The 12699-nt window shown below is 62.1% G+C and carries 11 protein-coding genes and 1 pseudogene; 6 read left to right on the top strand and 6 right to left on the bottom strand.

Annotated elements, in window-relative coordinates; translation table 11 throughout:
• Both EOC06_RS42395 and EOC06_RS12670 read right to left on the bottom strand, forming a co-directional pair.
• Positions 1-195, bottom strand: a pseudogene (locus EOC06_RS42395) (EAL domain-containing protein); the annotation flags it as partial.
• The gene (locus EOC06_RS12670) at positions 192-1085 is read right to left on the bottom strand and encodes an EAL domain-containing protein (RefSeq protein WP_127321442.1); all 894 of its coding nucleotides are present in this window, start codon (positions 1083-1085) and stop codon (positions 192-194) included. The pseudogene EOC06_RS42395 and the gene EOC06_RS12670, both read right to left, overlap by 4 nt.
• Before the next feature lie 207 nt (positions 1086-1292).
• Here EOC06_RS12670 and EOC06_RS12665 point away from each other — a divergent pair, with 207 nt between their 5' ends.
• A complete protein-coding gene (locus EOC06_RS12665) occupies positions 1293-2495 on the top strand; it encodes a pyridoxal phosphate-dependent aminotransferase (RefSeq protein WP_128307906.1) in 1203 nt (400 codons plus the stop codon).
• A gap of 61 nt (positions 2496-2556) precedes the next feature.
• Here the strand turns inward: EOC06_RS12665 and EOC06_RS12660 are convergent, their stop codons facing one another.
• Positions 2557-4074 (bottom strand): MFS transporter, encoded by a 1518-nt coding sequence (locus EOC06_RS12660; protein ID WP_127267441.1) that lies wholly within the window; start codon positions 4072-4074, stop codon positions 2557-2559.
• 220 nt (positions 4075-4294) lie between these two features.
• On the opposite strand from EOC06_RS12660, the gene EOC06_RS12655 reads away from it, so the two are divergent.
• Entirely contained in the window at positions 4295-5338 is a 1044-nt protein-coding gene (locus EOC06_RS12655) for a hypothetical protein (protein WP_128307905.1), read from the top strand.
• A 68-nt stretch (positions 5339-5406) separates the two neighbouring features.
• Here the strand turns inward: EOC06_RS12655 and EOC06_RS12650 are convergent, their stop codons facing one another.
• Entirely contained in the window at positions 5407-5811 is a 405-nt protein-coding gene (locus tag EOC06_RS12650) for a cupin domain-containing protein (RefSeq protein ID WP_127809577.1), read from the bottom strand.
• Between the two features lie 309 nt (positions 5812-6120).
• Here EOC06_RS12650 and EOC06_RS12645 point away from each other — a divergent pair, with 309 nt between their 5' ends.
• Positions 6121-8172, top strand: coding sequence for an elongation factor G (locus EOC06_RS12645; protein ID WP_127267438.1), 2052 nt, complete (start codon positions 6121-6123; stop codon positions 8170-8172).
• Positions 8173-8892: 720 nt separating this feature from the next.
• Positions 8893-9390, top strand: coding sequence for an isoprenylcysteine carboxylmethyltransferase family protein (locus EOC06_RS12640; RefSeq protein WP_128307904.1), 498 nt, complete (start codon positions 8893-8895; stop codon positions 9388-9390).
• Between the two features lie 24 nt (positions 9391-9414).
• Here the strand turns inward: EOC06_RS12640 and EOC06_RS12635 are convergent, their stop codons facing one another.
• Both EOC06_RS12635 and trxB read right to left on the bottom strand, forming a co-directional pair.
• A complete protein-coding gene (locus tag EOC06_RS12635) occupies positions 9415-10311 on the bottom strand; it encodes a LysR family transcriptional regulator (protein ID WP_023809733.1) in 897 nt (298 codons plus the stop codon).
• Positions 10312-10390: 79 nt separating this feature from the next.
• A complete protein-coding gene (gene trxB, locus EOC06_RS12630) occupies positions 10391-11365 on the bottom strand; it encodes a thioredoxin-disulfide reductase (RefSeq protein WP_127267436.1) in 975 nt (324 codons plus the stop codon).
• Between the two features lie 248 nt (positions 11366-11613).
• On the opposite strand from trxB, the gene EOC06_RS12625 reads away from it, so the two are divergent.
• Positions 11614-12093 (top strand): Lrp/AsnC family transcriptional regulator, encoded by a 480-nt coding sequence (locus EOC06_RS12625; RefSeq protein WP_013530077.1) that lies wholly within the window; start codon positions 11614-11616, stop codon positions 12091-12093.
• Between the two features lie 292 nt (positions 12094-12385).
• A partial coding sequence (locus tag EOC06_RS42390; RefSeq protein ID WP_245469538.1) for a glycosyltransferase occupies positions 12386-12699 on the top strand: 314 nt, incomplete at its 3' end.

Here is a 12699-nt window from a genome sequence, read left to right as displayed (position 1 = left end):
CTTCACGCGGTGGCGGCCGGCACGGTGCGGCTCGATCAGGGCTTCGGCCGCCACCGCGTGAAGCGACCGGCCGCGCGGCGCGAAAATCGGCTGATAGGCGCTACGCAGCCGGAACTCGCCATAGATGCCGTATTCGATGCCGACTTCGTCGACTTGGATCGCATCGCCGACATTGCGCCGCCGATCGTCTCTCATGTCGCCACCCGGCGCCCGAAGGCCTTGACCGGCCGCGCCGAAGGCATTGCCGCGGCAGGAGCAGCCGTGTCGACGGCAGCAGCGGCAGGCGCCTGCCTGGCCTTGTCGAAGACGCCAAAGCTGGTCGGCGCCAATTCGGGCCGCGCCAGCACGAAACCCTGCACCATCGACGCACCCGATTTCTCGGCGAGCTCCAGTTGCCAGCCCTCCTCGATGCCTTCGAACACCGTATGGATGCCTTGCTCCTCGAAATTCTTCACCATGGTGGTCAGCAACGCGAAGCCGGCGCCGGACTCCATCAGCTGCGTGATCCAGTAGGCATCGAACTTGACGATATCCGGCTTCAATTCCTTGACCCGATTGATGTCGGAATCGTCGGCGCCATAATCGTCGACGGCGATGCGAAAACCGTTGGCCCTCAGTGCCGCGACGAAGCCGTGCAAGGCTTCCTGCGACGCCGACCGCTGCTCGGTCACCTCGCAGACGACGCGACGCGGGTCGATGCCGGCCTCGTGCAGCACGAGCCGCATTTCGCGCAAGGCAGCGTCGGCAACGGCGCGTTCGGTGAACACTGACGGGTCGAAATTGACGAAGATCGATGCTTCCCGCGGCAGGCAGGCACCGGCGTTGAGAAGATGCAGCGTCCTGGTCAGCGCCTCGATATGCAGCCGGTCGGCGGCCGGGCAGGTCGAGAAGAAATTCATCGGCGATTGCGGCTCGCCGTCGCGGAACGGTCGGATCAGCCCTTCGAACGCGACCACCGACAGCTTGCCTTCCTTGAAAGCGAAGATCGGCTGGAAGGCGCTTTGCAGCGTGTAGATACCCCAGACACCGGTGGAGGTGCCGTCGTCCTGACGGATGATGTGGGCAAGCCCGACGCTGCGCGACACGGTTCCTCGCTCCGCAATTGGTCTGCCATCCTGCCACTCAAGCCTCTACCGCTCGTTAATGAATTTATTGTTGCCGACCCGAGCCCCGATCACAGCTCCTTGAGACCTGGATCAGCCGACAATGCTTGCGTTGCGCGAAATCATGCGACATGAGAAGCGCCGCGGTCGCTCCTGGCCGCGCCGATCTTCCATGGAGACGTCAAGCTCATGGCCTTTCTTGCCGACACCCTTTCCCGCGTGAAGCCTTCCGCCACCATCGCGGTCACGCAGAAAGCGCGCGAGCTGAAAAATGCCGGCCGTGACATTATCGGGCTCGGCGCCGGCGAACCGGATTTCGACACGCCAGACAACATCAAGAATGCGGCAATCGAGGCGATCCGCCGTGGCGAAACCAAGTATCCGCCGGTTTCGGGCATCGTGCCGCTGCGCGAGGCGATCGCAAAAAAGTTCAAGCGCGAGAACAATCTCGACTACAAGCCCGAGCAGACTATAGTCGGCACGGGCGGCAAGCAGATCCTGTTCAACGCCTTCATGGCAACGCTGAACCCCGGCGACGAGATCATCATTCCTCGCCCCTACTGGGTCAGCTACCCCGAGATGGTGGCCATCTGCGGCGGCACCTCCGTGTTTGCCGACACCTCGATCGACAATGGCTTCAAGCTGACCGCTTCCGTGCTGGAAAAGGCGATCACGCCGAAGACCAAATGGCTGCTGATGAACTCGCCGTCGAACCCGTCAGGCGCTGCCTATACCGAGGCCGAACTGCGCGCGCTGGCCGACGTGCTGCTGAGGCATCCGCATGTCTGGACGCTGACCGACGACATGTACGAGCACCTGACCTATGGCGATTTCGTCTTCAAGACCATCGCCGAGGTCGAGCCTAAGCTCTACGAGCGCACGCTGACCATGAACGGCGTGTCGAAAGCCTATGCAATGACCGGCTGGCGCATCGGTTATGCGGCGGGTCCGGTTCAACTGATCAAGGCGATGGACATGATCCAGGGTCAGCAGACATCGGGCGCCTGCACCATTGCGCAATGGGCATCCGTCGAGGCGCTGAATGGCCCGCAGGATTTCATCGCCAAAAACAAGGCGATCTTTCAAGGCAGGCGCGACCTTGTCGTGTCGATGCTCAACCAGGCACGCGGCATCACCTGTCCGTCGCCGGAAGGCGCCTTCTATGTCTATCCTTCCTGCGCCCAGCTGATCGGCAAGAAGACCAAGGCCGGCAGGCTGATCGACACCGACGAGACCTTCTGCTCGGAACTGCTCGAAGCCGAGGGCGTCGCGGTGGTGTTCGGCTCGGCCTTCGGCCTCGGGCCCAACTTCCGCATCTCCTACGCGACCTCGGAGACGCTTCTGGAAGAAGCCTGCACACGCATCCAGCGTTTTACGGCTTCGCTGACCTGACTGGCGCGCTATGAACGCAAAAACCCGGCTTCACCGCCGGGTTTTTAATGGGCCGTCAGCCTCACGCCTCGTGCTTGGTCTCTTTGGCCGAGCGCGCCTCGGCCGGCGCCAGCACGGCAACCAGCAATGCGGCGGTGAGGAACGCGCCGATCGCTGCCGTCAGCATCGCGGCGTGGAAGCCGCCGGCATAGGCGGCAGCATAGAGTTCATGCACGCCGCTTTCGCCCATCGCCGCATCGGTTGCGAAATCATGCCGTGAAATCGCAGCACGAGCCACCGCTTCCGCGTTGGCGACACCGGCATCGCCGAGATACCCGGTCAAAAGGTTGGTTGCCCGCATGCTCATCAAGGCGCCGAGCAAGGCGATGCCGATGGCAAGGCCGCTCTGGCGGGTGGCATTGATGACCGCCGACACCATGCCCGAGCGTTCGCGCGGCGCATAGGACATGGCGGCAGCGCTGCCGGTCGGGATTGCAAGCGCATTGCCGAGGCCGCCAATGGCGAACAGAAGGCACAGCATCGCATAGGGCGTCGAAGGGCCGGCCCAGCACATGCCGAGCATGGACAGGCCGATAGCAACATAGCCGATGGTCATCAGCGCGGAGTGACCATAGCGCGCGCTCAGCCTGCCGATCCATGGCGACACCACGATCTGGACGATGAAGGCCGGCGCCATGCGCAGGCCGGTCTGCGTCGGCGACCAGCCCTGCACCTGCTGCAGGAACATCGAGAAGAAGAAGACGCTGGAATAGGAGGTGAAGCCGAGCGCGAACGAAGCGACATTGGCGACGGCGAAGCGGACATCGCGGAACAGGCCAAGCGGCAGCATCGGCCGTGCCGTGCGCGCCTCGAAGCCGAGGAAAGCAGCCAGGCCGACGACGCCGGCGACCAGCGCCGCGACCGTCCTTGGCTCGCCCCAGCCATTCTCGCCGGCCGAGATCAGGCCGAAGGTCAGCGCCCCCAGCCACAGGATGCTGAGAGCCAGGCCGACGAGGTCGAGATGGGCATGTTCGGGATGCGCCGTCTCGTTGATCGAAACAGCACCGAGCGCGATCGTGATCAAGCCCAGCGGCAGGTTGATCAGGAAGATGCTTTGCCAGCCGACGGTCTCGACCAGGATGCCACCGAGGACGGGACCAACGAGCAGAGAGATGGCGGCGAACGACGCCCAGCCGCCAATGACGCCGGCGCGCTGGCGCGCATCGGGAAAGGCCTGCGTCAGGATCGACAGCGCGCCTGGAATGAGCAGCGAGCCGGCGATGCCCTGCACCACCCGGCCGGCCAGCAGCACCGGCAGATTGGGCGCGACGGCGCAGATCAGCGAACCGGCCACGAAGATGCCGACGCCGGCCAGCCACGAGCGCTTGCGGCCATAGCGATCGCCGATCAGGCCGGACGACAGCATGAAGGCGGACAGGCACAGCGTGTAGGAGTCGACCACCCATTGCAGGCCGCCGAAATCGGTTTGCAACGCCTGCTGGATGGTCGGCAGCGCGACATTGACGATGCTGACGTCGAGCAGAGCCACGAACGAACCAAGATAGATAGCGGCGACCAGGGGCAGACGGTGCTTTGACATGGCTATATCCAGACGTGAGTTAGAGGCCATGCAGGTGCTACAGTCAAAGCCGAAGTGGCTCCGAGGGACGTTGCCGGCCGGCATGGCGTGCGAGCCAGACGCGCGAAATCAGCTTGCAATCCGGGAAACGTGCGCAGCGAACCCGCGGACCATCGTCATATGACGACTAGGAAGCCGGCCGCATTCGATCAACCATGAAGCCTCAGAAGGGAGATGCATCATGGCCAAAGGCGGCAATCCATCAAACAATCACGACGGCGAATTCATAGTGTCCGGGCCGGGCACTGAAAATACCGAGCGGTTCAAGCAGGCGCTCAGTGTTTCATTTGCCGAGCAGACAGCCACATCAATGAACTATTTCAAGCAGTCGGACCCTAACGACGAGGGCCAGATCTCCGCTCTTGGCGAGGCAAAAATTGATTACCTGAAAGCACAGTCGGGCTGTTACTGGACCGAGGAAACTGAAAAATGGACCAGGGCAAAACTGAAACGCTTTGCCGATCGCAACGATCGAAAGCGAATTCTAGGCAACAGTTTCGATCGCTCCGAAATGGTTGTCTTGCCGCGCCGCAAAGATGGGGCGATGCCGATGGAAACGCGGCAACTGCAAGGCGATCCCTATGAGTATTTCCATTTTTGGCCTGGCACCTTCGGTAACTACAAATACAGCTGGTTCAACCGGACCGGGGACGGACGCGTTCTGCGAGACGAATCTTACGAGTGGGATGGGGCGCCGGATTTGGGCGGCTTGGTATTTTTCGAAAACAACAGCGCCGGCGATAGAGATTACCTGCACGCCATGCTCGAAAGCGGCATCTGGTTTACCTACACTCCCAAGAAGACCGGCCGGCTCGACTTGTTTGCGGAATTCGTCTCCACCTACGACACAAGGTACAGGTGGATGCGTGACGAAATCGGCTACAGCCACACCAGAGTCCTTCAGGCGACCGATGTCGTTTTTGGCACCTTTTCAGGCGATCAAGCCGTGGGACGAGATTACCGAAGCAACAGCACCCTTGTCGATTTTCAGCGTTGGTTTGAAGGGGACGTAGGGGATTTCGCCAATTTCGGAGAAAATGGCTTTGCCGACGGAACAATACACAATTTTTTTGGGCGGCCGGGCGCAATGGTTTTTGCTGGACAACCGGTCGAGATCTTGGTCGGCTGCAGGGTCTTGATGGACTGCTATCTCAACGATGTCAGCATCAGGGCGTGGGAAGGCGCCCGGCGGAGGCTGAATTTTCTGGGCGTCCGAGTGGTTTAAATGCCAGCGGTTTTGCAGCTTGCGCGACGATCGTCATCGCTGCGGCAAGAAGCCTGCCCTCCGCCGGCTTAGGTGTCTCGACCGCCAAACTGCTCGTCGGTGACCCCCTCCAGCCAATCGACATGGACATCGTCGAGCGCCTCCTGCATCGCGATATGCGTCATCGCCGATTTGGGCGCCGCGCCATGCCAGTGTTTTTCGCCAGGCGCGAACGAGATGACGTCGCCGGCCCTGATCTCCTGGATCGGGCCGCCCCACGTCTGGGCAAACCCGGCGCCCACCGTCACGTACAGCGTCTGGCCAAGCGGATGCGTATGCCAGTGGGTGCGCGCGCCCGGCTCGAAGCTGACCAGCGTGGCTCGCAGCCGCGCCGGCGCCTCTTTCTCGATGATCGGCGTCTGCAGCACCCGGCCGGTGAAGTATTTTTCCGGCGCGATGACGGTCGGCACGCTGCCGCAGGCAATGATCTTCATGGGTCGATGGTCCTTCAAACAGCGGGCGATGGGTCGCCTGTTTTCAGTTTCGGCCGATATGGGGCGACGTGCAACAGCTTCCCGCTGCCAGCCCAGCATATGATCCGCACGGTCCACTGCCGAGCAAAGGGTTTCTATTTTTCTTGCCCTGCCGGCAAACAAGTGGGACGATGGCTTTGGGCAGGTGGCACTTGAAAAGAACCCGCCCGCGACGGTCGAACAGGCCGGCCGCCGCTCAGGACCGATTGACCAAGCCTGAACCATACATGCCAGTCGGTCCTACGGGAAACGCCTGAGTGGAGGTCAGTCATGGGTACTCGCGCCGGAGGACGACGCACGGGACCGAAATGCATTGCCATAGTCGGTCCCTTCGCAAGCGGTAAGACGACACTTCTCGAAGCCATATTGGCCCGTACGGGCTCAATTCCCCGACAAAATCCCGTTTCATCAGGCAACACCGTTTCGGATCATTCGCCCGAGGCGCGCGCCCACGCCATGAGCGTCGAGGCGACGGTCGCCACGACCGAATTCATGGGCGAGCAGATCACCTTCGTCGACTGTCCCGGTTCCATCGAATTCTCTTTCGAGGCCGAACCGGTGCTGGCCGCCTGCGACCTCGCGGTCGTCGTAGCCGAGGCCGATGAAAAGAAGATCCCTGCCCTGCAACTGATCATGCGCAAGCTCGACGATCTCGGAGTGCCGCGCATTCTGTTCCTCAACAAGGTCGACAAGGCAATCACCGGCGTGCGCGACACGCTGAAGATGCTGCAGCCGGCCAGTGCCGTGCCGTTGCTGCTGCGCCAGATTCCGCTGCGCAAGGACGGTGTCGTCATTGGTTCGATCGACCTGGCGCTGGAGCGCGCCTACATCTATCGCGAATATGCCGAAAGCGAGGTGGCGCAGATTCCCGGCGACGACAAAGCGCGCGAGCTCGAAGCGCGTTTCTCGATGCTGGAGACGCTGGCCGACCATGATGACCAGTTGATGGAACAACTGCTCGAGGAGATCGAGCCGCCCAAGGATGCGATCTTCGACGACCTCGCCGCCGATCTGCGTGACGGTGCGGTGATCCCGGTGCTGATCGGCACCGCCGAGAAAGGCAACGGCGTGCTGCGCCTCCTGAAGGCGATCCGCCACGACGCGCCCGACATCGAGGCGACCCGCAAACGGCTCGGTGCACCCGACGGCGCGGCTACCCTGGTCCAGGTGATGAAAACCATCCACACCTCGCATGGCGGCAAGCTGTCGGTGTCGCGCATCCTCTCCGGTCAGGTCGTCGACGGTTCCGAACTCTGGCTGCCCGGCGGCGACACGGCCAAGGTTTCCGGCATCTACCGGATGCTCGGCAAGGACCAGTCCAAGCTCTCCATCGCCAAGGTCGGCGACACGGTGGCACTGGGCAAGCTGGACGAGGTCAAGACCGGCCAGACGCTGAGCTCGGCCAAGGGCGGCATCAAGCCGCTCGTCCAGTTCGAGCCGCCGCAGCCGGTCTTCGCCTTCGCGCTCCGCCCCAAGGAGCGCAAGGACGAAGTGAAGATGTCGGCTGCCATCCAGCGGCTGGCCGAGGAGGACCCCTCGCTCAGCCTGCGCCACAATCAGGACTCGGCCGAAACCGTGCTGTCGGGCCATGGCGAGATGCATCTGCGCGTGGTGCGCGAGCGGCTGGAAGGCAAGAACCAGATACCGGTCGAAGGTCATCCGCCGGCGGTGCCCTATCGCGAGACGATCCGCAAATCGGCGCAGCAGCGCGGCCGTCACAAGAAACAGTCCGGCGGCCATGGCCAGTTCGGCGACGTGGTGATCGAGATCAAGCCGCTGCCGCGCGGTTCCGGCTTCCAGTTCACCGATACCATCACCGGCGGCGTCGTGCCCAAGACCTACATCCAGTCGGTCGAGACCGGGGTGCGCGACTATCTGAAATCCGGGCCGCTGGGCTTTCCGGTCGTGGATGTCGCAGTCAACCTGTCGGACGGCTCCTATCATGCGGTCGATTCCTCCGACATGGCCTTCCAGATGGCGGCCAGGCTGGCGATGAAGGAAGGCATGGCCGCGTGCTTGCCGGTGCTCCTGGAGCCCGTGATGAAGGTCGAGATCGTCACCCCCTCGGACGCCACCTCGAAGATCATCGCTCTCATCCCGCAGCGGCGCGGCCAGATCCTCGGCTACGACGCGCGACCCGACTGGCCGGGATGGGATGTCGTCGAGGCAACCATGCCGCAAGCCGAGATCGGCGACCTGATCATCGAGTTGCGCTCGGCGACCGCGGGCGTTGCCAGCTATCGTGCCGTCTTCGACCACATGGCCGAACTCACCGGCCGTCTGGCCGACGACGCCATGAACACCAACGGCAAGGCTGCCTGATGGCGTGGCGTTCCTCTCGAACCTGATTCGGGGGAACAAAAGAAAACGACGTCCGGCGGGGACCGGACGTCGTTTTGTTCGCGGACCGTTTCCTTGGGAGGTAAAACGTCAGATCCGCCGCATTTGGTACCGCCGAGTTCGGCGGAAAAACGGTTCGGACGCGGTAGCCGCCTGAGCCCGGGCCGCACGAGTGATGCCCCCATCTCCCGTCCGAACCACACCGCGTCCTATGATCTACATAGCAGGTCGCGGGCGTCCGGGATATGTTACCAGAGGTTACATGTCACCGTTACGTGGCAATTGTGATGGAATTTTTGGCCGGCCCAGCAGGGTACAGGCAACAAAAAAGCCGGATCAATGAAGATCCGGCTGAGTTTGATTGGAGTGCCTGTTAAGGCTAACCTCCAGAGGGGAACACTCGAGGGCGCTAATGGGAGGAGAACGCGCCCAGGAGATGATCTATATATGTGCTCATCATGCCCAAGAAACAAGCATCTATTTTGCAACACACACATGCAAAAAGACGCAGGCTGTGGTCTAACCCATTCCAGAAGCCAATAGGACCAGCAAAATCGTCGAAATGGAGCGCTGAATCGGGCAATTGCAACTACAGAATCGCTAATCTCGGCTGGCTTTCGGCTCGAAATGCCAAAACTGGGCAATGATGTGGAAGCGGGCAGCAGGCGTGCATTTCTAAGGCAATCGCGGAGCAAGCAGCCAATGCGGAGGTTTTCGGCGATCGCCGGCAGTGCGGCCTTCTTCATCGTGGCGCCCTGCGTGGTTGCGGGACTGGTGCCCTGGCTGTCGACCGATCGCTGGGGCTTGCCCTGGTCGAGCCTGCCGGGCTTTGCCCCTGTTGGCGGGCTTCTGATCGTTGCCGCGGGCGCGGCACTTCTGCATGCCTTCGGCCGTTTTGCGCTTGAGGGCCTGGGCACACCCGCACCGGTCGCCCCGACCGAGAGGCTGGTGATAGGCGGCATCTACCGCCATGTCCGCAACCCGATGTATGTCGCCGTGCTGTCGATCATCCTCGGCCAGGCGCTGCTGTTCTTGAGCTGGGCGCTGGTCGCCTATGCCGCCGTCAGCGCTGTCTCCATGGGCGCCTTCGTCAGGCTCTATGAAGAGCCGACGCTTAGCCGCCGTTATGGCGCCGAATACGAGACCTACCGCCGCAACGTGCCCGGCTGGCTGCCTCGGCTGATGCCCTGGCGGGGATAATCCCGCAGGGCGTGAAAACGAAAATCAGAAGGACCAGCTTCGGGCTTTGGCGATGATGAAGTCCCGGAACACATGCAGCTTGGCCTGGTTCTTCATCGCGTCGGGATAGGCGAAATAGGTGTCGAAAGACGGCACCTCGGTCTCAGGCAGCAGCTGCACCAGATCGGAGTCCTTGCTGATCACATAGTCGGGCAGCATGGCGATGCCGGCCCCGCCCTGCACCGCCCGCTTGATCGACAATATGTCGTTGATCTGCAGCGTCGGCACCCTTTGTCCGCCTTCGAAATCACCGACCGTTTCCAGCCAGTTCAGCTCCGACAGATGCGACGGCACCGGCACGCCGAAGGTGACGATGCGATGGGCCTTCAGCTCGGCGACGGAAGACGGCTTGCCATGCTTGGCGACATAGGATGGGGCCGCGTAGAGGTGGAAATGCACGGTGAACAGGCGGCGCTGGATCAGGTCCGGCTGCTGCGGCTGGCGCAGCCGGATGGCGCAATCGGCCTGGCGCATGGTGAGATCCAGCTCCTCGTTGGCGAGGATCAACTGCAGGCTGATTTCGGGATAGAGTTCGATGAATTCCTGCACCCGCTCGGTCAGCCAGCCGGCGCCCAGCCCCACCGTCGTCGTCACCCGCAGCACGCCCGACGGGCGATCCTTGGTCTCGGTCAGCCGGGACTTGATGGTCTCCAGCTTCATCAGCACGTCATGCGCCGTGCGAAACAGCATCTCACCTTGCTCGGTCAGCACCAGCCCGCGGGCGTGGCGGTTGAACAGCGGCACGCCGACATCATGCTCGAGCGCGCTGACCTGCCGCGAGATCGCCGATTGCGACAGATGCAATGTCTCGGCCGCATGGGTAAACGACCCCGCCTCCGCCGCAGCGTGAAACACGCGTAGCTTGTCCCAGTCCAACGCCATGATTCCCCTCGTTCTGTTTTGGCGTCTGAATGAAAAATCAGGCTTTTACACGGCGTTTCTAAGCCGCTCTCTGAACTCTCTACTCGGCCGCTTCGCGATGCACTTCGATGCCGGCCAGATACTTCTCCGCCTCGAGCGCGGCCATGCAGCCGAGCCCCGCTGCCGTCACCGCCTGGCGGTAGATATCGTCGGTCACATCGCCGGCCGCGAACACGCCCGGCACATCGGTGCGGGTCGAATCCGGCGCTGTCCACAGATAGCCGTTCGGCTTCTGCTTGAGCTTGCCGGCGAACAGTTCAACCGCCGGCGCATGGCCGATGGCCACGAACACGCCGTCGATCTTGAGGTGCGACACCTCGCCGGTCACCGCATGCTTGAGCTTCAGCCCCTCGACCGAGGGCGGCAGCGGCGTCTTGCCGGGCCGGCCGGTGATCTCATCGACGATCGTGTCCCAGATGACGCGGACATTGTCCTTCTTCAGAAGCCGCTCGCGCAGAATACGTTCAGCGCGAAAATCGCTGCGCCTGTGGATGACCGTCACGCTCCTGGCGAGATTGGACAGATAGAGCGCCTCTTCCACCGCGGAATTGCCGCCACCGACCACCGCGACATCCTTGCCCCTGTAGAAGAAACCGTCGCAGGTGGCGCAGGCCGAGACTCCAAAACCCATGAAGTCCTGCTCGGTCGGGATGCCCAGCCATTTCGCTTGCGCGCCGGTGGCGATGATCAGCGCGTCGGCGGTATAGGTCGTGCCGGAATCGCCCTTGGCGCGGAACGGTCGCACGTTGAGGTCGACCTCGGTGATGATGTCGTTGATGATGTCGGTGCCGACATGCTCGGCCTGTTTCAGCATCTGCTCCATCAGCCACGGACCTTGGATCGGGTCGGCGAAGCCGGGATAATTCTCGACATCGGTGGTGATCATCAACTGCCCGCCCTGCTGCAGGCCGGCGACCAGCATCGGCTTCAGCATGGCGCGGGCGGCATAGACCGCCGCCGTATAGCCGGCCGGGCCGGAACCGATGATGAGAACGGGCGCGTGCTTGGTGGTCATCTAAAGCCTCTGCGGAGGGCTGCCGGGAATTGCGGCATGGAAAACTCGATCATTGTCGCGCGTAATGTAAGTGTTGCCCACGACGCCAGCAAGGCAAGTTGGTGTTCGTCCCCGGAAAGCTTTGTCGCACCTGTCGGCCGCTGATCCCGCGAAATATTCCGGGCGAAGGATGGAATGGACAGCGAAGTCGTTTAATTACAAAATCACGCAAGATTCTTGCGTATTGCCCCTCATGATCGAGAGCCCACATGCCCCTCAAGGCCGACCTCGACGCTATCGACTGGAAGATCCTGCGCGAATTGCAGGGCGACGGCCGTATGACCAATGTCGAACTGTCGAACCGCGTCGGCATTTCGGCGCCGCCATGCCTGCGCCGCGTCAAGCGCCTGGAGGAAGCCGGCATCATCCGTGGCTACCGTGCCTTGCTCAATGCACCAGCGCTCGGCCTCGATGTCGTTGCCTTCTGCCTGGTCGGCCTGCATCATCAGGCCGATGCCGAGCTGCGCATCTTTGCCGAGCGCACCCGCGGCTGGCCGATCGTACGCGACGCCTGGATGGTGTCGGGCGAATCCGATTTCCTGCTGCATTGCGTGGCGAGCGACCTTGGCGCCTTCCAGAGCTTCGTCATCGAGGAACTGACCTCGACCCCGAATGTCGACACGGTGCGCACAGCGCTCACCATCCGCCGGGTCAAGGACGAAGGGCTGGTCTCGTTCGCACAGCCTTGAGCCGGCTGAACCGCAACGAGCTTTCGCCGATGTCGCTTGAAGGCCTCGCCATATCAGCGCCGCTTTGGCGTTCGATAGCTCTCCTGTGAAGCCGGAATTTCTGCCGTAGCCGTCTTGTTGGTTTCCTAGAGCAATTCCAGAAAAAGTATGTAACGGTTTTCCCGGGTAAAGCGCATAGCGCTTTCGGGATTGCGTAAACAGGGGCGCAGGGCAGCCCAATTCCGAGAACAGTGTGCCGTGGGGTGGGACGATGACTCGATTTTCTAGCCCGGTTTCGGCGCTGGTCATCTGCATGAACGAGGCCGACATGATCGGCGAGTGCCTGGAAAGCGTCGATTTCTGCGCCGAGATCATCGTCGTCGATTCGGGCTCGACGGACAGCACTCTGGACGTCGTCAACGGGTACATCGCCAAAGGCTACCCGATAAGGCTTTTTCACAACGATTGGCCGGGCTTTCCTCGTCAGCGGCAATTCGCGCTCGATCAGGCCACGCAACCATGGTGCCTTTCGATTGAAGCCGACGAGGCCATCGACGACGTGCTCAGGCAGTCAATCATGAATGTGACCCAGCTTGGGAATGACGCCTTCGACGGATGGTACATCAG

The organism is Mesorhizobium sp. M7A.F.Ca.MR.362.00.0.0 (assembly GCF_004023175.1).
GTDB lineage: Bacteria > Pseudomonadota > Alphaproteobacteria > Rhizobiales > Rhizobiaceae > Mesorhizobium.
This window is presented reverse-complemented; position numbering and strand designations above follow the sequence as displayed.

Coding starts and splice junctions, on each gene's coding strand:
- EOC06_RS12665 (WP_128307906.1), top strand. CDS start 1,293: ATGGCCTTTCTTGCCGACACCCTTTCCCGCGTGAAGCCTTCCGCCACC.
- EOC06_RS12660 (WP_127267441.1), bottom strand. CDS start 4,074: ATGTCAAAGCACCGTCTGCCCCTGGTCGCCGCTATCTATCTTGGTTCG.
- EOC06_RS12655 (WP_128307905.1), top strand. CDS start 4,295: ATGGCCAAAGGCGGCAATCCATCAAACAATCACGACGGCGAATTCATA.
- EOC06_RS12650 (WP_127809577.1), bottom strand. CDS start 5,811: ATGAAGATCATTGCCTGCGGCAGCGTGCCGACCGTCATCGCGCCGGAA.
- EOC06_RS12645 (WP_127267438.1), top strand. CDS start 6,121: ATGGGTACTCGCGCCGGAGGACGACGCACGGGACCGAAATGCATTGCC.
- EOC06_RS12640 (WP_128307904.1), top strand. CDS start 8,893: ATGCGGAGGTTTTCGGCGATCGCCGGCAGTGCGGCCTTCTTCATCGTG.
- EOC06_RS12635 (WP_023809733.1), bottom strand. CDS start 10,311: ATGGCGTTGGACTGGGACAAGCTACGCGTGTTTCACGCTGCGGCGGAG.
- trxB (WP_127267436.1), bottom strand. CDS start 11,365: ATGACCACCAAGCACGCGCCCGTTCTCATCATCGGTTCCGGCCCGGCC.
- EOC06_RS12625 (WP_013530077.1), top strand. CDS start 11,614: ATGCCCCTCAAGGCCGACCTCGACGCTATCGACTGGAAGATCCTGCGC.